The sequence below is a fragment of the Scytonema sp. HK-05 genome, assembly GCF_963872035.1.
In the GTDB taxonomy this organism is placed as follows: domain Bacteria; phylum Cyanobacteriota; class Cyanobacteriia; order Cyanobacteriales; family Nostocaceae; genus Kalymmatonema.
This window is the reverse complement of record NZ_CAWMYC010000169.1, coordinates 44,398-66,747: the sequence shown is the minus strand read 5'-3', so window position 1 is coordinate 66,747 and position 22,350 is coordinate 44,398. Positions and strand designations below refer to the sequence as shown.

Below are 22,350 nucleotides of genomic sequence, written 5' to 3'. Positions count from 1 at the left end.
CAATTTTAAAAGGGCTAGAGATGTTATATTGTGCAACCGCTTGGTAGAAAAGTCAACCACCAAAGTACTGTTGTTTGCTTATTCTTGTAAGATTTTTTTCTAGCTATAAAAATTTAAAATCAGGGTACATAAGTTGAATCAGTTTTGTGATATTATTTATTGATTGTAGAATTAATAACTCTAGATAGTTTATAAAGTAAATTTGAAGTAGACAAACACACCACCTCGCAGAGCGTTACTAAGTAGTACTAACGCACCCTACAAATTTAAAGTTGTCTTTATAAATAGTCTCTAAAATGGCATTAGAGTTCAATTAGACCAAGACGAATCTGGATGGGCTCTACTTGTTTCATGGTTTCTAATGTCAGGATTCCTGGTCTTTTTGATACGTTTGTTCTAAATGAAACCAGTAGTCTTCAGCTAATCAGACATCATGTTCAGCCTTACCAAGCGCTCGCTCCTTCAAGTTTTTTCTGATTTGTAAGCAACATATTATTATATGGCTTCAGTGATCAATTGGCAGTGATTCCCCCAAGGGCAATACGCTACAAAGTGCGATCGCCTTTTTGACTTAGTTGATCAACGAGTTCAATCGTTTCTTCTATCAAGTTAATATTCAGCCAGCAATGCAAAATTTTTTACTAAGATGTTACATTGTTATCTGCATTCTTGACATCTCCCCCTTTTAGAAAAAGGAGGATTCTAGACTGTTGCAGCTACGGGGTCTATAAGACCCACTGAGTCCCAAGGGGACACGCTGAGCGCAAAGCGCACGCTCCGCGAACGCGAACGCTGCGTCTACGATATGATTTATTTAATCGTGTAAACAAGTCATATCGTTGTGGCGTTGTCAAAACCGCCCTACCTACCTCGACTAGGCTTACACCTAGCTGTGTAGCTACTTTTTGTGCAATATTCGCTGCACCATTCGCATCTGCGTTGATTAACAAACCTGTTGCTGTTTTATACAATCCACGCTCCACCCTTCTACCTGATGGCTTCCAATATGTGGGTTTTTCACCAAATTTGTGTAGAGTATCGCCATCCAAGAATGATGCTTTGCTTGTATACGCTTCTTCTGTGACTGTGACAACAATCCCGTATTCACTAGCCAGTTGTTTTAACCGTGCAATCAGTCGTCCCGTAGGAATGGGGACAAAGTTTTGGTTGTTAACCTTACTCATATGGGAGCCAACTTTGTGACCATCATTCCAACCAATAATAATATTGCCAATCTTATCCGTTAAACAGCGATTAACAATAAACCGCGCTGCTTTGTTGATTGCATCACGCATTTGATTGTTGCGCTTGCGTTGCACTCTATCAAGGCTGGAGTCCCAATAAAAATCGGGTAACCCAAGCTTGTATTTAGCAACCAAACGACAATAACCTTGGTTCATCGCTTTTAGCTTCTTGCCATCGACAATGAGACTCTTTCCGCGAGTTGAAACACCTGTTAACCAATTACTTCCACCGTGGTCAAAAGACCAAGCATGACTGTAATCAAGGCTAGGGTTGGCTAGAGCTTGCTCTTTGCCATCATCAATAACCCAGTCAATTATGAATTGCCCAAGGCATGGGCGTATTGTCACTTCTTTAACCCAGTCTGAGTCAATGAAATCAGGTAACTTTAACTTGATTTCGGTGATAAGTTCTGACTTGGTTTCCTTGCTGATTGATGGTTTGAAGTAACCGTTTTTGAAACTGAGTGCTTGACGCGGAAATGTGACTGCTTGAAGCCCACCTTTTTTACGGTACTTAGGTAAAGACGGTCGGTCAACCTCTCCCTTGTAATAAGCTTTGACAAGTCCGTTATAGCTTGTTATTGATTCACCAACAGACTTTAAAGTTTGTTGTGCCGCTTGTGCGGCTAATCCTTTGTAGTGTGGGTTATCTTTAAGAACTTTGTCCAACTCAGGGTATGAACCATTGCACTGGTAAGTTTTCCACCCACTACGCAACTCATCACCACACCAAAAAGTCGTATATGCATTACCCATCTCTTGAAGACGTGCAGTCCGGAGTCTGACGAATATGATAGATGGCACAGTTAATCAAGCTGTTTGCGTGTTGACATTGGTCTAACCAAAACGCTTTTTCTTCATCCGTAAATCTTGCTCTGACCGGAACTGTTTTGTACAGTTGACTCACCTCCTGTTTGCTTGTTAGCTTGTCATTAGAATACTAAACGGTACTAAATATGTCAACAGGTAAAGGCAGGAAGAGAGTAAAAAATCAACCAGCATTACATGAAGAGTTAAAGAAGCAGCATGGAATATTTCTGACCAATACAGCTTGGTACTTTGTGTGCGAACAGGCTGTAAAAGAAAGAACAAGTGCTAGTGAGTATATTGAAGCTCTTATTCAACAAAAAAGAAGAGAAACAACAGGTTAAAACCTGTTGAGTCGCGCTTCATCCCCTGGTTAAAAACACAGGGGTTCTCGCGCTCCCATTATGTTTTGATAGTATGCATTTAATACACACCTTTAATGCACATAACATAAAATGGCGTAGATTGAGAGAACTATATTACTTTTTAGTATTCATATCATCGCAGAGATGGCGATCTGCTGAAAGCAGCAGCGCTGAGTCCCAAGGGGACACGCTACGCGAACGCTATCGCTCTCACTAATGTTGGGGTTAGTTGTCAGATAGGCATATAGCCAGTTACAGCCCCGCGCTAGAAGAGCATCTAGCTCTATAGCAGAATCTAAATGGTTGAGTTTCCAAATCCTCACAGTTTTTCCATCACTGGTAGAAACTATGACTTTACCATTGGGACTGAAACTCACACTGTTGACACAATTATTATGTCCATGAAAAGTTTGTAGCTCTTTGCCTTCTAAGCTCCAAAGTTTGACTGTCTTGTCATCACTGGCAGAAGCAATCATCTGCCCATCCGGACTGAAACTCACACTGTTGACAGCATCTCTATGTCCCTGAAAGGTTTGCAGTTCTCTACCATCAACAATACTCCAGAGTTTTACTGTCTTGTCATCACTGGCAGAGGCAATCATTTTACCATCGGGACTAAAACTCACGCTCCTAACCCAATTGTGATGTCCTTGGAAAGTATATAGTTCGGTTCCTTCCAAGTTCCAGAGTTTTACTGTCTTGTCATCACTGGCAGAAGCAATCATTTTACCATCCGGACTAAAACTCACGCCCCAAATCCAATTGCAATGCCCCTGGAAAGTACGCAGTTCTGTGCCATCGAGCCTCCAAAGTTTCACTGTTTTGTCATCACTGGCAGAAGCAATCATTTTACCATCCGGGCTGAAACTCACGCTCCTGACTCTATCGCTATGCCCCTTCAAAGTTTTGAGTAACGTTCCATCAAGACTCCAGAGTTTCACGGTTTTATCCTCACTGGCTGAGGCAATCATCTGCCCATTGGGGCTGAAACTCACGCTCCTAACCCAGTCACTATGCCCGACTAAGGTTTGTAGTTCTTTGCCCTCGATATTCCACAGTTTTACTGTTTTGTCCTCACTAGCAGAGGCAAGCATCTGCCCATTAGGGCTGAAACTTACGCAACTGACTCTAGCACTATGTCCTTGGTGAGTTGGCTTTTCTATACTATCGAGGCTCCAAAGTTTTACTGTATTGTCATCACTAGCAGAGGCAAGCATCTGACCACCTGGACTAAAACTTACGCTCCTGCTCCTAGCCCTATGCCCCTTTAAGGTTTTGACTAAAGTTCCATTAAGACTCCAAAGTTTAACTGTACCGTCATCACTAGCTGAGGCAATCATCTGACCATCCAGACTGAAACTCACGCTTCTGACTCTAGCGCTATGCCCTTGCAGGGTTCTCAGTTCTATGCCATTGAGGTTCCATAGTTTGACCGTGCTGTCATCACTAGCTGAGGCAATTATCTGACCATCTGGACTGAAACTCACGCTCCTGACCTTAGCGGCATGCCCGACTAAGGTTCGCAGTTCTTTACCGTTGAGGTTCCAGAGTTTAACTGTAGTGTCATCACTTGCCGAGGCAATCATCTGACCATCCAGACTGAAACTCACGCTCCTAACCCAGCCACTATGCCCTCGCAAGGTCTGCAGTTCTGTGCCGTTAAGATTCCAGAGTTTGATTGTGCTGTCATTACTGGCGGAGGCAATCATTTTACCATCAGGACTGAAACTTACGGCTAAAACCCAATCGTTGTGCCCGTGAAAGGTTCGCAGTTCTGTACCATCCACCCGCCAAAGTTTCACAGTTCTGTCAGTACTTGCAGAAACAAGCATCTGTCCATCTGGACTGAAACTAACACTATTGACACCAAGGCTATGCCCCTTGAGGGTGTTAACTAGAGTACCGTCGCACTTCCAGAGATTTACAGTGCTGTCATCACTTGCCGAGGCAATAAGCTGACCATCTGGACTGAAACTCACGCTCAAAATTCTGGCACTATGCCCTTGCAAGCGATTCTTCTCTTGAATTCCGTAAACTGCCTGCTGTAGATTAGCTATTGTCCTTAGCTTAAGCTTAATATCCACCAGTGCTGGTGTCTCCTGTAATTTTCTACCTGCCTTGACAGCAGCGACTAATGCCCCAAGTTCATCATGTGATAAAAGCAGGGCTTGAGATAAAGAACTCAGTGCCTCAATTTCAGCAATCTCTGCTCGCTTGCGTTCCTGCTTTTCTTGCAACAGTGAGTGCTTAAGTTTTTCCTTAGTCAGCTTCAATTCTTCTAATAGTTCAGGTTCCTGTTGTTGACGAATAAACGCCAGCAGATAATCGTGAACGAGCTGATAACGATCTGCTGGTGTTTCTCGCACCCGAAATACAAACCCTGCACCGACTAAAATCTCTAAAACTAAATCCAATTGGTCGGGTTCTAATTGCAAACCTGCTGTTTCTATCTTCTCTATCAGTTCAGCACGAGTCTTGAGGGGGCGGATGCCATTTTCATCTGTTAGTAGAAACAAAATAAGTTGAGCAATGGGTTTGTTCTCAAGACCGCAGTCTTGGATAACTTGTTCTAAATATCGCTCAACCAGTTTTGCTTTCGGGTTAGAACCAAGTTTTTGATATTCTTCTAGCTTGGTTATTTTGTCCTCTTCAAGTTGTGCACCTACAATCTGTAACTCGATTGGACGCACTACCCCTAACTCTCCGGCTAAATCCTGCACCAAGGCATCAATGAGCGCAGGCTCAAAGTGAAAATGCGAGTGCGCGGTTAAACTTTGGATGTTTAATTTGGCATCTTCTGATGAAAACTCTTTTAAAGAGTAGCGAATATTTTTACTTAGAATGTCATTATTGATGATATCTAAATTTGTCAGGCGCTCCCACTCCAACAAATAGTGCAAATAATCTTCCCGTAATAATAAGATGATTTTTACAGAGGGAATATTTAAGCAAGTATGCAAAAATTCGTAAAATGGTCGTCTTTGAGCTGGATCGGTGCAGACAAAGAAAAACTCTTCAAACTGATCGAAAATTAAAACTGTTAGTAAATTGCGATTTTTATGGTTTCGCAATTGTTCAACAATATTGTCCCCAGAATCTGGAGTTGCAGGCAAAAGAATGCCTTTTTTTTCTAGAGCATCGACCAAAGCTGTACCCAATTCCTGCAGCCACTTGGTGTAATCCTTCTGCACCACCACGGGTAGGGTCTTATGTTGGCAGATTGGATATTCTACCGCTAGGACTAACTCATTCACCATCGAACTCTTGCCCACCCCTGATTGACCGTGGATCACTATCAGTTTATGATCGTCACGGCATATTCTTTTTTTGATCAAGTAATCAACTTCTTGCTGCCGACGAGCGGAAGCAGTTATTTCTTGATTAAAGCTCATGAGCTGAGCAGATGGCAGCAATGTCGTGTTAATCACCTGTTGCTGTAGCTGCAACTGATTTGCACCGATGAAGGCTCGAATACCATACTGGTGTTCAATTTGACGTTTTTCTTGTTTAATCTGAAAGGCTTTGAGATATTGACCTTGTGTAAAGTAAAGCGATCGCAACACCTCTAAAATCCGAATGTAAATCGGCGCATTATACTCAGGTTTACTTTCTGCTCTAGCAGTTTCTAAGTTTTCAATCGCTTCTGAAACTTGACCAAGATGCTGTTGCGACTGAGCCAATAATAATAAGTACCAACCTCCATGCGATTGCCAAGCCTGAGCTAAACTAGTGTTCTGCTCCAGGTAACAGTAATTTAGTGCTGGCTCTGCCGCACTGTCTAAAATTTGCCGTGCTTTTTCAGTATATTGCTGTGCTTGAGTCCAAGCTTCCACAGCCAGTGCAACCTCTGCTAGCAAGCCATAACTATAAGCAAGCCTGATTGGGTTGAAATAGCTCTGATGCAGAACCTGTGCTCTTTTAGCAATATCGTCTAACTCATCCCACTCGTGTAACCTTTGTAGTACTTCTCCTAGGGCATTGATAAATTTAGCTTCTAGATCGGGGCGGTTAGCCTCCTGGAATACTTTAATACATTGCTGATAATAGTCTTTTGCTATACTACAAGCTTGCTCATACTGGGAACGGTGTAGTACACCGTATGCACGCCACCAAAGACCAAGGCAGAATAGTAAACACCCTCGCCACTCTGGGTTATCGCTTTTTTCCCAAAACGCTAAACTCCTTTCATAGTGTTCTCGAGATTGTTCCATTGAGTTGCAAGCATCTCGTCCTAGAACAAACTCCAGACTGGCTTCTAGCTCTGAATGCAAATTTACACCACGACGTTGTAAATCTTTCCTGGCTGACTCAAGCTCAAATCTACAAGGTGAACCAATTCCTAGATTAAGAGCTGCATTGTCCAGAAATGTGTCTGCACCGACCTCTAGAACTTTGGAAAATACCTCATTTACAGTTTGCTGTAAGAACTTGAGTAACTCATCAGTGGTGAGTTCAAATTCAATTGTTGTTGCCCAACTCTCGAAATCTGGCGTGAGCCGAATCAGCTTTTGCAATACTTCATCATTGATCCACAATAATAACGGGAAGGGAAAATTTTTGCGAAATTCCTCCCTAACTTGATTGGTAGAAGTGAGTACGGTATCAATATCACTCACGGAATCTAGCCCAAATACCATCAATGCTGGTGGCTGTTCTGAATCGAGATTTGCTTGGATGGTGGTGTAAAGCGTCTTGACAGACTCAGGTAGGACTAGCTCTCGAATCTTAATGTTCGTTAGCTCCCGCAGTCGTTGCACCATGCGCTCACGTAAAACTGCGTAGTTACAGCGCACCAAAATGAGCGAAAATTGTCCTTGAGAACGCGCGATCGCCCGCGTCAGCGCCTGCAATGAACTTTCGTTATAGGCGGTAAAATTTTCCGTTTGATCTGAGTTAGTCATCACTGCAACTCTTTTGCTTGTGCCAAAATCGGATTAATATCAAACCACAATTCATCTTGATATCGATATTCAAAAACAAACATACTGTGTATCAGAGATTGGTATCTTTCTTCGCCTCTCAAGCTTTTCTCTTGTGCCACTTGATGCAGCAAGTCCCACTCCTGATCGGTAACTGTATTCTTTAGCGTATTACAGCGTTGCCTAATGACACTTGCCAAGCAGTCACGCGAGAGAGGTAGATCATCTGTCTTTTGGAGACAAGTTTGGAGTAGCATCAGCAAGCTTCGCACATGACCACCACTAACTCGGCACAGTTGCTCTAAAGTCTCAGGACTATCAAAAACCCGCGTAATTAAATTACGGCTTCCTTCCCAACTGACACCAGGAAAAGCTCTTGCCATAACCATCTGTTGCAGCAGTGTAATTCCTTTTAGGAATTGCGAACTATCCCGTAGCTGCACAGGAACCATAGGCAAAACTTTGGGATCTACCCCAAATCGATCTGTCAGTCGTCCTAAAACATTTGAAAAAATCAAGACCAGGGGAATTGTATAAACTAGATGGCAATTCAGTTGTTTTAACTGTTCACCCCGGTCTACAAATAAATATTCTGCCTGACTAGATCCCGACGGCTTCACAGAGTTATGCAATTTTTCGAGATTATCGACAATTACCACCAGTCCTTTTTTGCCTTGCCACTTTAGTTTTTCTGTAGCAGGTTCAAGCACTTCCTTGTTAATTGCTTCTAAAAGCCGATTCGTCTGTGGCTCTAGATAGTACCTTAACTGACTACGAAGCCTAGGACTATCTTTGGTTTTAGCCGTAATTTTGGCAATGCCTACAGACAACTGCACATCGCTGATGTCAATTGGTGTTTGTAAAATCTCTGCAATTTCACGAAACAAATCAACAAAGTATCCTGGCTTAACCCTGATTTTAATAGCTTCCAGGCTTTCACTCACCTCGCGGGCGATCGCCAGTAAAATATCTGTAATATCAACATCCGCCATGTCCATATCATCGCTGGAGTTGAAATAAACGACATGAAAGCCCTCATACTCTAACTCTGCTTTCAGCCGCAGTAACTCTGTAGACTTTCCACAGCCGACGTGCCCTGTAAACAGCTGGCAGGTTGGCTCATCAGGTGAGAGGCGTGTGATGGTTCGCTCTAATTCCGCAATAATCTTGCCACCACGCACTGAGGAAAAATCGATATAGTACTGCCTATCCTCGGCATTCCCTACGACTAGGGTTTTGCTGGGGTCACATGCTTGATAGAATTTTGTTAAATCCAGCTTCATTATAGTTTTCTTAAAAAAATAGCCTGACCGTATCCCTTATATACAGAGCGAAAAATCGCTATTTCGGGTTGGACTGGCTTGGAAATAATTAATAAATATTAAGGGAACAAGGGTGCGTTAAGAAATGCCTAACGCACCAGGGCAATGTCTACAATTCCAACTTCACACCCCGAATTGAATAATCCAACAACTCCATCGGGTGCATAATGGAAATCTCTTTATCCTGCGATCGCAAATGCTGACTAATTTGCAAAGTACAACCCGGATTAGCAGAAGCAATTAACTCCGCCCCAGTATTGAGCAAATTCTGCACTTTTTGCCTACCCAATTCCTCAGCTACCTCTGGCTGCAGCATATTGTAAACCCCCGCACTGCCACAACATATAGCCGCATCGATGGGTTCGCGCAACTTCACACCAGGAATTTGCTGCAATACCTGACGCGGTTGCACACTAATTTTTTGTCCATGCAACAAATGACAAGCATCTTGATAAACCAAAGTCAAGGGCTTATCAGCAAGAGGTGACAATTTTGCTGTTAAACCAACAGTCGCCAAAAACTCTTGCACATCTCTAACCTTCGCAGCGAATTCTTTAGCTTTTTCCCGATATTCCGGGTCATCCTCTAAAATGTGACCATACTCTTTTAACGTATGACCGCAACCAGCAGCATTGATAATCACAAAATCGACATCAGTATTTGCAAAACTATCAATCATCTGCCTTGCCAAAGCTTTGGCTTGTTGGGTTTGTCCTTGGTGTTCGGGAAGCGCCGCACAACATCCTTGAGTTTTGGGAATCACAACCTCACAGCCATTCGCCGTTAAAACCCGTACCGTTGCTTCATTCACAGGCGAGAAAAACAACCGTTGCACGCATCCCAAAATCACCCCAACTCGGTAACGTTTCTCACCCTGCGCCGGAATCACATCCGGCAAATTATCTTGAAATGATTCTAGAGTAATTTTTGGCAGAATAGATTCCATTGCCGCCAAGCGCGGAGATATTTTCTTAAGCAACCCAGTCCCACGCACGAGTTTTTGCAAACCCAACTTTTGATAAACAAACAATGGAACTAGCAAAACTTTCAAACGATTGGGATACGGAAAAAAAGAAAATATGAGTTTGCGAAGCAGTGTATCCGACAAACTGCGAGGATAATTGCGTTCAACTTGGTGACGAGTCGCAGAAATCAACTTGTCATACTGCACACCAGAAGGACAAGTCGTCACACAAGCAAGACACCCCAAACAAGAATCAAAATGTTGTGCAGTTGCCTTATTCAGCGGAATCTCACCCTCATTAATCGCATCCATTAGATAGATGCGCCCTCGTGGAGAATCCATCTCCTTGCCAAGAACCCTGTAACTCGGACAAGTCGAAAGACAAAACCCACAATGAACACAACTATCAATCAACTTCGGTTCAGGCGGATGATTCGCATCAAACCCAGTCAAATCACTCAAACTAGCCTTCTTACTCTCAGAACTTTCCGAAACTTGCATATTATTTCTTCTTTTCCCCTCTCTTGGCGTCCTTGGCGTCTATGTCCTGCGGACACGCTTCGCTAAGGCGGTTCATTTCCTAAATCCCACCCACAAAACGACCAGGACTTAAAATATATTCCTTATCAAACTGTTCTTTTATCCGACGCATTAACTGCACAGCATTACCAGTGTAGCCCCAGACATCCAATTGCTTAACCTTCACTGGTGCTGACAAAATAGTCAGAAAACCGCCATGACTTTGACAAAGATTTCGTATCCCCAACACCTTATCAACCTTATCACCCTCAAACCGCAACACCCCCAAACCACTAGCGATGTGAATCCAACCCAGATCGGCTTGAGTCAAAACCTCAACAGCAGAAGTAGGTAACACTCCTATTTTGCAGGTAATTGCATCATTGGGAGAAGAATGCATTTGTTCTCGCAATATGCGCCATAAATCAGCTTCATCCACAGATGAATATATCGTCCCTTGCAAACCGAGTTGCGCCCCTACCTCCAACAGTCGGTTTGATTGTTCTTTGACACTTTCAGGAATACTTTGGAAGCGAGCAATTAATCCCAATCCTTTACCCAATTCTAAGTTAGACACAAGTTGAGTTGATAGTAAATCAGCTTGGGTTGGTGTTAACGCAGAACCTCGCAGCGTATCAGCAGCTTGGGATACAGCCTTTGCATCACCAGTTAGCACCACCGTACCGGATGCCTCAGGTAACGGATAAACGCGAAAAGTGACTTGACTTAAAACCCCTAATGTGCCATAAGATCCAGTAAACAACTTCATCAAGTCGTATCCTGCGACATTTTTCACCACTCGCCCGCCAGCTTTGGCAATTTGTCCATCGGCACGTACAAAGGTCATACCTAGTAGTTGATCCCTTACACTACCATAACGTTGCCGTAGGGAGCCTGTATCAGCGGTAGCAACAATACCGCCAATTGTTGCTGTATCTTGTGTTATGGGGTCAAGAGCGAGAAATTGCCCACAGTCTACCAACATTGCTTGGAGACGAGAAAACTTCATTCCAGCTTCGACTGTAACCGTCAAATCCCCTATGGCGTGTTCAATCAGTCGGTTGAGCCGTTCTGTACTCACTACGACATCAACGTCTTTGGCTAACCCACCCCAGTTAAGTTTACTGCCACTACCGCACGGTAAAACGCGCCACTTGTTGCGATGCGCTTCTGTCATGACTTGGGCTAGCTGTTCGGTGGTGTGAGGATAGACGATACAACTGGGAGGCGTTGGGGAAGCAATTACCTGTAATATAGATTTTTGCTGACTGACTGGTATGTTTTCCCAAGGACAGACAGAATTTTCTTGATTGATGATAGATGCAAAACAAGAGGCGATCGCTTTCATCGGTTTGTTTTATACTCCCTACATGTGACATCCTCCTACACTCCCCTATCGGGTAAGTGTAGGCTTCCCAACCTCGCGATTGAGATTTCCTGGTTGTTTCCACCTCTAGGGTGTTTCACCACTTACCTAGAGCAGCCTCATGACTTACTCCCCGGCAGACCGATTGCCCAGGCGGTTTCCGTTCCGCACAGCCCGTGCGTACTGACTACCAATCAATTGATACAAATTGGAGTACACCTATGTACTGTGAAGTTTTTACCCAACTACAGAATTGGGCACATCTCACCCAAAGTTTTTAGCTGGAACCCCCTAACTTCAATTGTCTAGGCTTCGGCCGTGATCTCAGCCGAACGGTTCAGACCAATTTATGCCGTTTGCGCTGTTCACCACGTTGCGGGAGACGTGTTCGTTTGAGTCAAGGCAACCGTTGGTTAGACGGTGTATTAATTTTATCATTTCTGTTGGGAATAGCAGCAAACGTCGCCAACACAGAAAGTTAATTTTAGGGATATTGAATCCCATAAAATTAACTTGGGGGAGTCCATGTATCCCACGCCTCCCTTACGGGTAGGGCGTGGGTCTTATAGCTCCCCCAAGCCCCCTCAAAAGATAATTTACTGGTTTAACAACCAAAATAAGGGAGTAAGGAGTCAATAGAAAGAAAACTGTAAAGGGGACTAGGGATTCGGGATTAGGGATTGGGTTGACTAATTCCTCAAAAAGCTTTATTGACTATTAACCACGAAGCGATAATATCAATTTTGACTTCTAGGGGTTTATATTTCTATTCAGTTTAAATAATACTCTTTATACATGAGATACGTATGTCATTGTGATAAGTAACCTTAATATTTTGTAGAGACGCGACGCCAGTCGCCTCTGTCGGGAAACCCTCCTGCAGCGCTGGCTCGCCATGGCGCGTCTCTACATGTACACATTGGCGCGTCTCTACATTTACACATTAACCGCCTGTGTCTTATTTACTGGCGTATAATATCCGTTGGTGTTTTCAGCTTTTACATTTTGCAGTAGTTCTTTACCTGTAATCAATCTTGCGCCACGTTTGCGGGTGAAATAGTTCCAGCCCCACTGAATCATCACTACCAGCTTGTTGTCAAACTCAATCAGGAAGTAGATGTGAACGAACAGCCAAAACAGCCAGGCGAAGAAACCTGAAAATTTCATGAAACCTAAGTCTACAACGGCAGAGTTTTGTCCAATAACCGCTAAACTACCGGAATCAACATAACGGAATTGTGGCAATGTCTTACCTTTTAGCCGTTGTTTAATCAGTGAAGCAACGTATTGTCCTTGCTGCATCGCTACGGGTGCAACACCTGGTAAGGGTTTGCCGTTTTGATGGGCAAAATTCGCCAAGTCTCCAACGACAAAAATGTTGGAGTGTCCTTTGATACTCAAGTCGGGTTCAACAATGACTCGTCCGGCGCGATCGCACTCAGCCCCTGTGCTTTCTGCTAGCAACTTTCCCAGAGGCGAAGCTTTCACACCTGCCGCCCATAATACTGTCTTTGCTGCAATCTGCGTTACTTCATCACCTTGTTTGAGGGTGACAACGTCACCTTCTATATTTGTCACCAGTGTTTTTGGTTGAACAGTAACACCCAAGCGCGTTAGTGATGCTTGTGCTTGTGTTGATAACTCTGGTGCAAACGGTGGTAAAACTCGATCCAAACCTTCGAGGAGTAAAACCTGCGTTTCGGAAGTGTCGATGTTGCGGAAATCCTCCTTCATGGTGTGGTAAGCTAATTCTGCGATCGCACCTGCTAATTCCACACCAGTCGGACCACCACCGACAATTACAAAAGTTAACCAAGCACGGCGTTTTTCGGGATCAGTTTCCTTTTCTGCTGCTTCAAACGCCGTAAAGATGCGGCGACGCATTTCTATCGCATCTTCCACAGTTTTTAAACCAGGGGCAAATTCTTCCCATTGATCCTTGCCAAAATAAGAATGCTTTGCACCTGTCGCCAGGATTAAAGAATCGTAATGTATCGCTTCCTCACCCATGAAGACTTTTTGTGCCTGTGGATCGATATCATTCACCTCTCCCAGCAGCACTTTTGTATTCTTGCTCTTACTGAGTACGGAACGCAGTGGTGAAGAAATATCAGCAGGAGATATGCTGCCAGTGGCGACTTGGTATAAAAGCGGTTGAAAGAGATGAAAATTTCGTTTATCAATAAGAGTCACATGGACATCAGCACGAGTCAGTGCTTTTGCGGCATATAATCCTCCAAATCCACCACCAACAATGACTACGTGTGATGGTGGCTTATTTTCTACTGCGTTTACCATAAGATTTATTTCCTTTTATTGACCGCTTGTCATCCTTCTTAACAAATTTTAAACAATTTCGTCAAAGTAGTTCTGCTCATTTTTTACATATTTAGAAATGTAAAGGTATTGAACAACACGTGAAAAATGTAATGTGTATTACTTTTTTCTTTATGATTTATGCGTTGACAGAAATTTTATTGTATGCAATTACCCTGACTTGATAAAGTACAGAAGTTAAGCATGAATGAGCTAACCTTACTGTATTTTTAATAGTGTAAGCAGACACCAACTTATGCAGCTTAGAGACAAAACACGGTTTCTATTGCGATAGGGTGATAGTTTAAGCAGTACGAACTAAGGGTAGGGCGATCGCTTACTATAGAACTAAGCTTATAGCTGTAGCTTGAATGCACTATGCAAATAACGGTTGAAATTCCCGATGAAATTGCTCAGCGACTAAACCAAGCATGGGGAAGCCTTTCTCGTCGGCTCCTAGAAACGGTTGTCGCTGATGCTTATCGTTGTGGTGAGATTAGCACTGCTGAAGTAGGGCAGATACTTCAATTACCATCACGTCTAGAAACCCATGCTTTTTTGAAACGGATGGGTGTTTACCTGAATTATGACGAAGCTGAATTAGAACAGGATCTTCAAACCCTTAAGAAGTTCAGAGCACAATGATTGTGGTATCTGATACTTCACCAATTTGTTACTTGCTGTTGATTGACCATATCAGAGTATTGCAAGAACTCTACGGCGTAGTGATAATTCCTCAAACTGTGGCTGATGAATTAAACGCTTCTGAGTCACCATCTGTCATCCGAGATTGGATAGCTAAACCTCCTGACTGGCTGCAAATTCAACCCGTTGAAACTCTCCAAAACCTAGAGCTGGAAAAACTCGAGCCTGGTGAACGAGAGGCAATTTTATTAGCAGAGAAACTAAAAGCTGACTTGGTGATCTTGGATGACAAAGCCGCAAGACGCGTGGCTCTGGAACGTGATTTGAGGATTATTGGACTCCTGGGTATTCTGAAAGACGCTGCTAAATTTGGTTTACTGGATTTGAGGATAGTTTTTGACGATTTGCGAGAAGTTGGTTTTTGGGTTGCACCAAGTTTACTTGAGCAGCTTCTCAAAGAGGAGTGATTTTCATTGCCTATTGAATATCCCGAATCAACATTTATCTAAACGCGAGTAGTATTGAAACTATCAAAGCATCGCGGGAGGGTGAGAACCCCTACCTTTTAAGGAGGGACGGGATACCTGACTTCTTTGGACTTTAGTCCTTTGTTTCTCTTTCTTTTTTATCAACATATTCTCTTATTGCTTCTCGAATCAAATCGTTAATTGAGCGTTCTGTTAGCGCTGACATCTTTTTCATATCTTCATATTCTTTATCAGACAACCTCAAGTTGTATCGTTGCATAATGCCATATATATGTTAATATGGGATTATGGTAACACAAGGATGAAAAACTCCAAAAACAAAAAGTGATGCCATGTTGAACAATGACAATTGAAGATATGGAGTTGTGTTGAAAAGAACCTAACAGTTGCCTTCAATACGTGAAATCTTCAAGGTTGGAAGATCCTAAAGTAGCCGCACAGCCTGAAAAGGTCGAGGCGGGTAGGGCTGTCTTACCCTCGTCAACGTGCTTAAAAAACACGAGACAGCGTTGCGCTGTGTGCCTTTTAGCACACGAAGCAACAACAGTCTAGAATCCACGTTTTTCAAAGCGTGGAGAGTTCAAAATCTGGAACAGTGCGACTTTATCTTGTAGCTCCTTGTGTTTTTTTAGATACAACTGAGATGCACCGACGCACCGGAAGACTCGCAATGCTGAGATATCTCACAAGCCGCAAAATACTAGCTGCTTTATTTGTACTGGTTATCTGCCTTACCCTAGTATATGGTTGCTTTTCTGGGCAAAAAACTCTAGCATCCGCGCCTGTATTGCTTACAGATCCATTTCTACAACTCCCCACTCAATCTTCAGTGCGAGTTGTGTGGTTTACTGAGTTTGCTGGTTCTAAACATAGTGTTGCTTATGGGGACAATTTCCAGCAAACAGCCACAGCAAATACTACCAAACTCAGTCGGACACGGGAAGACCAAGAATCAAGAGTAGGAAACCAAACGCAAAACGGGCAAGTTTACAAGCAACCTGTCGCGCGTGACATTTGGCGACATGAGGCGGAAGTTGTTGGGTTAACTCCTGGTAAACGAGTTCCTTATCGCGTCACGAGTGTACGAGAAGATGGCGAGAATGTGAGCAGCAATGCTTTTACTCTAGCACCTACCCCAACTCCAGGAACACCATTGAAAATTCTACTGACTTCTGACCATCAGTTGAAACCGATGATAGCAGCAAATCTGCAAAAGGTCGTGGAAATTGGGAAAGTGGATGCGGTGTGGTTAGCAGGAGATACAGTGAATATTGCAGACCGTGCCTCAGAATGGTTTGATGATAATAGGGGCGGTGCTTTCTTCCCTTGTTTGCAAGGTCGTGCTAAATCCCAAAGAGATTTTAATGGTGGAGAAATCATTCAACACGCCCCCATGTTTACCAGCATTGGGAATCATGAAGTGATGGGACGCTTTCGCAAGAGTGGGGGTATAGGCGATGAATTTAATGATGCGTTTCCGCGTGCAGTGGCTTTAAAGTTGTATGGGGAAAAATCGCTGAAAGATAATTCTTATAATACTGATACCTATGAAGAAATTTTCACATTACCTGAAAGTAAAGAAGGTGGAGAAACTTACTATGCAGTAAGTTTTGGTGATGTGCGTTTGGTGGTTTTGTACGCAGCGAATATGTGGCGGACTCCCAACATGGATGCAGAAGCGAGAGGAAAGTACCGCGAAAGAGACAAAGATTTACAAAATCCAGAGAATTGGGGTTACGGACAAGTTATTTTTGAGCCAATTGCCAAAGGAAGCAAGCAGTATAACTGGTTAGCACAAGAACTCAACAGTTCTGAGTTCAAACAAGCAAAGTATAAGGTGGTGATGTTCCATTATCCGCCGCATTCTTTAGGCGACAATATTGTCCCTGCTTATACTGATCCCGTGCCGAATATTGAACGTGATGCGAATGGCAAAATTAAGGCAGTGCGTTACAACTACCCTAAAGAAGCAGACTACCTGATCCGCGATGTGATGCCTTTACTTGAAGCCGCTAATGTACAGTTGGTATTTTACGGGCATTCGCATCTATGGAACCGCTTTCGTAGTCCGTCGGGAATGCACTTTCTTGAAACATCTAATGTTGGCAATACTTACGGTGCTTTCTTAAGTGGTGATAAACGACCAGTACCGCCTAAAGACAAAAAGGATTATGCTGCACTTGGTGATCCCAATGGATTAGAACCAGTTGTACCAGCGATCGCTCCTTTGCCAGGTAAAGATGGTAAACCGATGCCTTATATTGCCAGTAATGACATTACAGCTTTTAGCATTTTTGATACGGGTACGGGTACAGTCAGCAGTTATCGTTTTGATACAAGTCAGCCGAATTCAAAGGTGGTGAAGTTTGATGAGTTTCAGCTGTTACAACTGAGATAGTAACAGACCATTTATAAAGTAAATCTTAACTTTGTAGGGTGCGTTAGAGCGCAGCGCAACGCACCGTTGATTTCGGTGCGTTACAATACCGTTCAGTTAAGGTTGATGCGTAAAAAATCATGTGTGTAGAGACGCGCCATGGCGAGCCAGCGCTGCAGGAGGGTCTCCCTCCGCAGGCGACTGGCGTCGCGTCTCTACATTGTGTTCTTGATAAGGGTTCTGGTCTTATCTGAACCGTATTGTGATATAGCTGGGGCATCGCCGATTTTCAAATTCAACCAAAGTTGATTAACTTGCACTAGCAACTGGCTTTTTACGAGAAGGACGTTTGCGATCTGATTTTTTCTTTAGTCCCACCGCTTGAGCTTCATCGCTATCTGAACCATATTGCCCACGCACGACTTCTTTCATAGCTAATACAGCATTATGAAATTCCCATTCTGCTAATCGCGCAGCATCAGAAGCAGCACGGTATAAAGCGAGTTTCTCAGTTTCGGTTTGTTGAGAAATCAACATCGCCTGATAAACTTCCTGTAACTTTGCAGTAGAGGCATCAGCACGAGTTGTGTTGTAAGTGCTGACAGTTTGCAAACCGTGGAATGAGTCAATATCTTGACTAATGGTTTGAGGGCGCAAACGGCGTGTTGTATCTTGGATAGTCATAGATGTATACAGTGGTATAGTGTACATTTAATGTACCCATTGCAATAAACAAACTAACAGTAAGGTAAAGTTTTTAAATTGGGCAAGTTTAAAAAAAGGGTAAGCATTAACAATGCATTAACTTGAATTATGAATGTATTGACTTGCATTGTGAATGCATTGGCTTGCATTATTAATGTATTGGCTTGTATTGTGAATGCATCGACTTACATTGTGAATGCATCGACTTGTATTGTGAATGCATCGGCTTGCACTCACAGTTGAATCAGTTTTAAACCACGAGGAGCATTAAAATTTATAACACTCCAAAGCTGAAGTGTTACTAGTGGGAATACAATCACAAAATTAGACAGTTTTGTTAGTAGAGACTGCACTAGAAAATAGCGGAGGTTAAAGCAATGGATGAGCGTGATCGCTATTTACGAATTGCTCTGGTTATTATTGGAATAGCTTTTTTACTTATCTATCCGCTGAGTAAGGTCTGGGCATCAGGCTGGTTATGGCAACCAGGTCAGCACGAATACGAACAGATGATCATTGGTGTTTATGCGACGCTTGGTGTCTTTTTGCTGTTGGCTTCAAGACAACCAGAAGCTCACCTCAGTTTAATCTGGTTCACCGTCTGGTCAAGTGTAGTCCACGGGTTGATCATGGCGGTACATGCAGTAATTGACCCTGCTGAACATGGACACCTGTTTGGTGATGTTCCAGCATTGTTTTTGGTAGCAATTGTCCTTGGCTTTTTAGCACCCCGCAAAGTAGTGTCAAGTACATGAACGGGCTACGCCTACGCTCTATTATTTACTGTACTTTGGATATGTGGGGGCATGAGAATCGAACCGCAGAGGCGCAGAGGACACGGAGGAAGAAATTAAGAGGGAGCGATCGCCATTTAAAGTTACAATTTGTAGGCGATAGCTGCTAAAATTGGAACTACGACTGTTATGTGGTATCAATTTGGTGTGATTTTGTGAGAAAGGGTGCGTAGGCGTAGCCCGTCGTAGACATCGCGTAGCGTGCAAAAGGCGATCGTTAGGGATATGCTTCTCTTAAAAACCTTGCATAATTTTCCTGAACCGTCATTGTATCGGGATGACCTACACCTAAAGTACGTTCACAAATGGCTAAAGCTTGCAGATACAGGGGTTCGGCTTCGCTGTAGCGTCCTGTAGAATGGTAGAGTGCTGCGAGATTGTTCAGGCTAGTGGCGACATGGGGATGGTTGTCTCCCAGTAAGCGTTTATTCAGTTCCAAAGCTTGCTGATACAAAAGTTCAGCTTCGCTGTAGCGTCCTGTAGAATGGTAGAGTTCTGCGAGATTGTTCAGGCTAGTGGCGACATGGGGATGGTTGTCTCCCAGTAAGCGTTTATTCAGTTCCAAAGCTTGCAGATACAGGGGTTCGGCTTCGCTGTAGTGTCCTGTAAAATGGTAGAGTTCTGCGAGATTGTTCAGGCTTTGGGCGATATCGGGATGGTTGTCTCCCAGTGAGTGTTTTCTCAGTTCCAAAGCTTGCAGATACAGGGGTTCGGCTTCGCTGTAGCGTCCTGTAGAAAAGTAGAGTTGTGCGAGATTGTTCAGGCTTTGGGCGACATGGGGATGGTTGTCTCCCAGTAAGCGTTTCCTCAGTTCCAAAGCTTGCAGATACAGGGGTTCGGCTTCGCTGTAGCGTCCTGTAGAAAAGTAGAGTGCTGCGAGATTGTTCAAGCTAGTGGCGACATGGGGATCGTTGTCTCCCAGTAAGCGTTTTCTCAGTTCCAAAGCTTGCAGATGCAGGGGTTCGGCTTCGCTGTAGCGTCCTGTAGAATAGTAGAGTAATGCGAGATTGTTCAAGCTAGTGGCGACAAGGGGATGGTTGTCTCCCAGTAAGCGTTTATTCAGTTCCAAAGCTTGCAGATACAGGGGTTCGGCTTCGCTGTAGTGTCCTGTAGAATGGTAGAGTCCTGCGAGATTGTTCAGGCTTTGGGTGATATCGGGATGGTTGTCTCCCAGTAAGCGTTTTCTCAGTGACAAAGCTTGCAGATGCAGGGGTTCAGCTTCGCTGTAGCGTCCTGTAGAATGGTAGAGTAATGCGAGATTGTTCATGCTAGTAGCAACAAAGGGATGTTCTAAACCAAGACGATTTTTAGTGACTTTTTCACACTGCTGCAACCAAGGTTCTGCTTGCGGATAAAGTCCTTGACCTTGATAAAACCAGCCTAAACCTGTGAAAGGCGAAATTAAATGCTCGTCGCTGAGATATTGGGATAGGTGGGTTGCAACTTCTGCAAGGTGGGGAATACGTGGAGTAAGGTTGAAAATATCTTCACGGTTAGGCTGTTGAGGAATTTGCTTTGCCACCTCTACCATCTGCGCGACAAAAGTAGTTTTCACCTTATCTGCCTCACTTGACTCATCCAACTTCATTTGGAAAAATTGCCGAATCAGTGGATGTAGACGATAAATTCCTTTACTTTGTCGTTGTAGCAAATGCAGTTTCCGCAACTCAGCTATAGCTTTCTCCCAGAGTTCTTGTGTTTCTTCATCTTCTATCGCCTCAACAGAAAAATGAATATCAGCCAAAGCAAACAAACTCAGGTAACAGCCAACATCTTGTGCATTTTTATCCAACTGTTCCCAACTCAATGCAAAAGCTTCAGCGATACCATATTCATAACGCATTAATGGGTTAGCCTTGGCTACTGCTTCGTGTTCCAGTCGCTTTTTCTCTAGCCGCTTTAGCAGTGTTTCTAGAGACAAATCTGGCATTGTATCCAGATATCGCCCCACTAACTCTAACGCCAAAGGCAAATATCCCAAGAATTTACAAATTTTTCTCGCAACCCAAGGTTCGCTTTTAAGTCGTTCCCTGTGAACCAGCGATTTTAATAATTTCATCGCCGCCAATGGTTTGAGAACACCCAAAGGTAATTGCGGCAAAGTTCTATCAAACCCCAGGCGCGTTGTCAGCAATACTTTAAACCGGGGTGATTCTGGGGGTAGATAAGGCTGAACCTGTGTTTTGTAGTCGGTGACATCATCAAACACCAGCAGCACTTCACCTTGTTGCCAATTTTGCCAGCAGTATCTCAGCCTATCTGCTAATTCCCAATCGTCCGGTGCAATGAGTTTAAATTTCAATTCAGCAAATCTGAGAATCTGAATTCCGACATCGATACCCTGTGCTGATAACCAGCAAACTCCACCTTGATATTTCTGCAAATGCTGTTTGGCGTATTGGGTAGCGAGTTCAGTTTTGCCGACACCACCCATACCCGCCACAGCTACAATTGCAACTTGCCGAGATGTTTGTAATGAGGAGTGCAGGTTTTGTAGTTCCGCCTCACGTCCCACAAATTTTTCAAATGGGACAGCAAGGGGAATATTTTGATGAATTTCTTTAATTGTGGGGTGGGCATCTTGCCCGCCATTATATTTTTTTTTCAAGCAAGCTCGTAACTTTTCCAGCTTACCCCGGCTTTGAGAATTGGCTAACTCAGGATAACTCTGGGCGAACTTTTTATAAACCTCAGTCATCCACTTTTTAACACTAGCAGGACTGATCTTCAAGTCGCTGGCAACTTTTGCCTCACTATTAGTTGAGTTTTCAGTCTTCAACCGCTCTACAAAAGCTGCCTTTTCCTCCGAGGATAAGTCATGAGTCGCGGCTTCTTGTTCTAGAAAATCACGCCATTGCATAGACAGCTTGTGAGATTTCTTCTCGATTCTACTTAATTCTACTTTTTTCTACTTAAGTTTCTATTTCTAGGGAATCTCCTCTTCTTCTGGCAGAAATACGATTTACATATGAAACATTTAGAAGAGGTTCGAGCCATGAAAACTGTCTTAACAACTCCAGTTAACTCCAATCAAACTACCCAAACTTCGCAATTAATCCCCGCCTCGCCAACATCGGTAGAGAATCCATCTACTTGGATGCGAGATGGATATAGCCCCACTGAAATCATCCTCTCGGTGGCAATTTTAATTTCATTGTCGATTGGGGGAATTGCCTCTGTGATTGTGGCGATTACGGGTTTAGTTAAAAGTTTAGTGCCTGTAATGGTGCGCCCAACAAAGGAAGAAACTAAGTAGTCAACGTTAAAAGATATTTGCTGCCGTGGATCTTTAACGTTAGCGCGATAGCGTAAGTCCTGCGGACAGGCTGCTTCAGTCGCGGAGCGTGCCCTTGGGCTTAGCACTGCCGCCTTCGGCAGTTCGCATCTCTGATAAACTGCAATGCCGAATAGTGCATAACGCATCAATCAATGCGTTGGCGTAGCCCGCCGCAGGCATCGCCAAAAAACTGAAGCAGCCGAAATAGCGATCGCAATTTTGCAGGTGTGAGTTACGCATAT

14 protein-coding genes and 1 pseudogene are annotated in these 22,350 nt (G+C 43.6%); 5 read left to right on the top strand and 10 right to left on the bottom strand.

The genetic code is table 11. The annotated features are described in order from the left end of the window. Positions 1 to 725 precede the first annotated feature (725 nt). Positions 726 to 2,142: pseudogene (locus AACT52_RS39190) on the bottom strand (RNA-guided endonuclease InsQ/TnpB family protein). A gap of 58 nt (positions 2,143 to 2,200) precedes the next feature. Between AACT52_RS39190 and AACT52_RS39185 the strand changes: the two are divergent. After that, the gene (locus AACT52_RS39185; RefSeq protein ID WP_073628753.1) at positions 2,201 to 2,395 is read left to right on the top strand and encodes a hypothetical protein; all 195 of its coding nucleotides are present in this window, start codon (positions 2,201 to 2,203) and stop codon (positions 2,393 to 2,395) included. 149 nt (positions 2,396 to 2,544) lie between these two features. Here the strand turns inward: AACT52_RS39185 and AACT52_RS39180 are convergent, their stop codons facing one another. The 5 genes from AACT52_RS39180 to AACT52_RS39160 all read right to left on the bottom strand — a co-directional run bounded on the left by AACT52_RS39180 (position 2,545) and on the right by AACT52_RS39160 (position 13,804). Then, a complete protein-coding gene (locus tag AACT52_RS39180; protein WP_073628751.1) occupies positions 2,545 to 7,317 on the bottom strand; it encodes an nSTAND1 domain-containing NTPase in 4,773 nt (1,590 codons plus the stop codon). Further along, positions 7,317 to 8,618: a P-loop NTPase fold protein gene (locus tag AACT52_RS39175; protein WP_073628749.1), complete on the bottom strand. Its 1,302-nt coding sequence runs from the start codon at positions 8,616 to 8,618 to the stop codon at positions 7,317 to 7,319. The genes AACT52_RS39180 and AACT52_RS39175 overlap by 1 nt, the downstream gene beginning before the upstream one ends. Before the next feature lie 148 nt (positions 8,619 to 8,766). Further along, positions 8,767 to 10,122, bottom strand: a complete 1,356-nt coding sequence (locus AACT52_RS39170) for a (Fe-S)-binding protein (RefSeq protein WP_073628747.1) — start codon at positions 10,120 to 10,122, stop codon at positions 8,767 to 8,769. Positions 10,123 to 10,201: 79 nt separating this feature from the next. After that, complete coding sequence (locus tag AACT52_RS39165) at positions 10,202 to 11,488, bottom strand: FAD-binding oxidoreductase (protein WP_073628745.1); 1,287 nt, start codon at positions 11,486 to 11,488, stop codon at positions 10,202 to 10,204. A 954-nt stretch (positions 11,489 to 12,442) separates the two neighbouring features. Next, a complete protein-coding gene (locus AACT52_RS39160) occupies positions 12,443 to 13,804 on the bottom strand; it encodes an NAD(P)/FAD-dependent oxidoreductase (protein ID WP_073628743.1) in 1,362 nt (453 codons plus the stop codon). Between the two features lie 396 nt (positions 13,805 to 14,200). Here AACT52_RS39160 and AACT52_RS39155 point away from each other — a divergent pair, with 396 nt between their 5' ends. Together AACT52_RS39155 and AACT52_RS39150 are read left to right on the top strand one after the other, a co-directional pair. Further along, a complete protein-coding gene (locus AACT52_RS39155; RefSeq protein WP_073628741.1) occupies positions 14,201 to 14,467 on the top strand; it encodes a UPF0175 family protein in 267 nt (88 codons plus the stop codon). Then, positions 14,464 to 14,934 carry a DUF3368 domain-containing protein gene (locus AACT52_RS39150; protein ID WP_073628739.1) on the top strand — a complete coding sequence of 157 codons (471 nt, stop codon included), beginning with the start codon at positions 14,464 to 14,466 and terminating at the stop codon, positions 14,932 to 14,934. The genes AACT52_RS39155 and AACT52_RS39150 overlap by 4 nt, the downstream gene beginning before the upstream one ends. A 133-nt stretch (positions 14,935 to 15,067) precedes the next feature. On the opposite strand, the gene AACT52_RS39145 is transcribed toward AACT52_RS39150, so the two are convergent. Beyond that, positions 15,068 to 15,193 (bottom strand): ribbon-helix-helix protein, CopG family, encoded by a 126-nt coding sequence (locus AACT52_RS39145; protein WP_339375030.1) that lies wholly within the window; start codon positions 15,191 to 15,193, stop codon positions 15,068 to 15,070. Positions 15,194 to 15,625: 432 nt separating this feature from the next. Here AACT52_RS39145 and AACT52_RS39140 point away from each other — a divergent pair, with 432 nt between their 5' ends. Next, the gene (locus tag AACT52_RS39140) at positions 15,626 to 17,353 is read left to right on the top strand and encodes a purple acid phosphatase family protein (protein WP_233153826.1); all 1,728 of its coding nucleotides are present in this window, start codon (positions 15,626 to 15,628) and stop codon (positions 17,351 to 17,353) included. A 288-nt stretch (positions 17,354 to 17,641) separates the two neighbouring features. Here AACT52_RS39140 and AACT52_RS39135 read toward each other — a convergent pair whose 3' ends face one another. Next, positions 17,642 to 18,016 carry a hypothetical protein gene (locus AACT52_RS39135; protein ID WP_073628941.1) on the bottom strand — a complete coding sequence of 125 codons (375 nt, stop codon included), beginning with the start codon at positions 18,014 to 18,016 and terminating at the stop codon, positions 17,642 to 17,644. A gap of 398 nt (positions 18,017 to 18,414) precedes the next feature. Here AACT52_RS39135 and AACT52_RS39130 point away from each other — a divergent pair, with 398 nt between their 5' ends. Continuing rightward, positions 18,415 to 18,792, top strand: coding sequence for a DUF6632 domain-containing protein (locus AACT52_RS39130; RefSeq protein WP_073628737.1), 378 nt, complete (start codon positions 18,415 to 18,417; stop codon positions 18,790 to 18,792). Positions 18,793 to 19,048: 256 nt separating this feature from the next. On the opposite strand, the gene AACT52_RS39125 is transcribed toward AACT52_RS39130, so the two are convergent. Together AACT52_RS39125 and AACT52_RS39120 are read right to left on the bottom strand one after the other, a co-directional pair. Then, entirely contained in the window at positions 19,049 to 21,691 is a 2,643-nt protein-coding gene (locus tag AACT52_RS39125) for a tetratricopeptide repeat protein (RefSeq protein ID WP_073628735.1), read from the bottom strand. Positions 21,692 to 21,861: 170 nt separating this feature from the next. Then, a complete protein-coding gene (locus AACT52_RS39120; RefSeq protein ID WP_158054544.1) occupies positions 21,862 to 22,254 on the bottom strand; it encodes a hypothetical protein in 393 nt (130 codons plus the stop codon). Between the last annotated feature and the right edge of the window lie 96 nt (positions 22,255 to 22,350).

What these genes read in the sequence shown, in the direction of transcription:
- AACT52_RS39120 (WP_158054544.1), bottom strand. Translation starts at nt 22,254, where the DNA reads ATGCGTTATGCACTATTCGGCATTGCAGTTTATCAGAGATGCGAACTG.
- AACT52_RS39180 (WP_073628751.1), bottom strand. Translation starts at nt 7,317, where the DNA reads ATGACTAACTCAGATCAAACGGAAAATTTTACCGCCTATAACGAAAGT.
- AACT52_RS39185 (WP_073628753.1), top strand. Translation starts at nt 2,201, where the DNA reads ATGTCAACAGGTAAAGGCAGGAAGAGAGTAAAAAATCAACCAGCATTA.
- AACT52_RS39170 (WP_073628747.1), bottom strand. Translation starts at nt 10,122, where the DNA reads ATGCAAGTTTCGGAAAGTTCTGAGAGTAAGAAGGCTAGTTTGAGTGAT.
- AACT52_RS39165 (WP_073628745.1), bottom strand. Translation starts at nt 11,488, where the DNA reads ATGAAAGCGATCGCCTCTTGTTTTGCATCTATCATCAATCAAGAAAAT.
- AACT52_RS39125 (WP_073628735.1), bottom strand. Translation starts at nt 21,691, where the DNA reads ATGCAATGGCGTGATTTTCTAGAACAAGAAGCCGCGACTCATGACTTA.
- AACT52_RS39130 (WP_073628737.1), top strand. Translation starts at nt 18,415, where the DNA reads ATGGATGAGCGTGATCGCTATTTACGAATTGCTCTGGTTATTATTGGA.
- AACT52_RS39155 (WP_073628741.1), top strand. Translation starts at nt 14,201, where the DNA reads ATGCAAATAACGGTTGAAATTCCCGATGAAATTGCTCAGCGACTAAAC.
- AACT52_RS39175 (WP_073628749.1), bottom strand. Translation starts at nt 8,618, where the DNA reads ATGAAGCTGGATTTAACAAAATTCTATCAAGCATGTGACCCCAGCAAA.
- AACT52_RS39150 (WP_073628739.1), top strand. Translation starts at nt 14,464, where the DNA reads ATGATTGTGGTATCTGATACTTCACCAATTTGTTACTTGCTGTTGATT.
- AACT52_RS39160 (WP_073628743.1), bottom strand. Translation starts at nt 13,804, where the DNA reads ATGGTAAACGCAGTAGAAAATAAGCCACCATCACACGTAGTCATTGTT.
- AACT52_RS39135 (WP_073628941.1), bottom strand. Translation starts at nt 18,016, where the DNA reads ATGACTATCCAAGATACAACACGCCGTTTGCGCCCTCAAACCATTAGT.
- AACT52_RS39140 (WP_233153826.1), top strand. Translation starts at nt 15,626, where the DNA reads ATGCTGAGATATCTCACAAGCCGCAAAATACTAGCTGCTTTATTTGTA.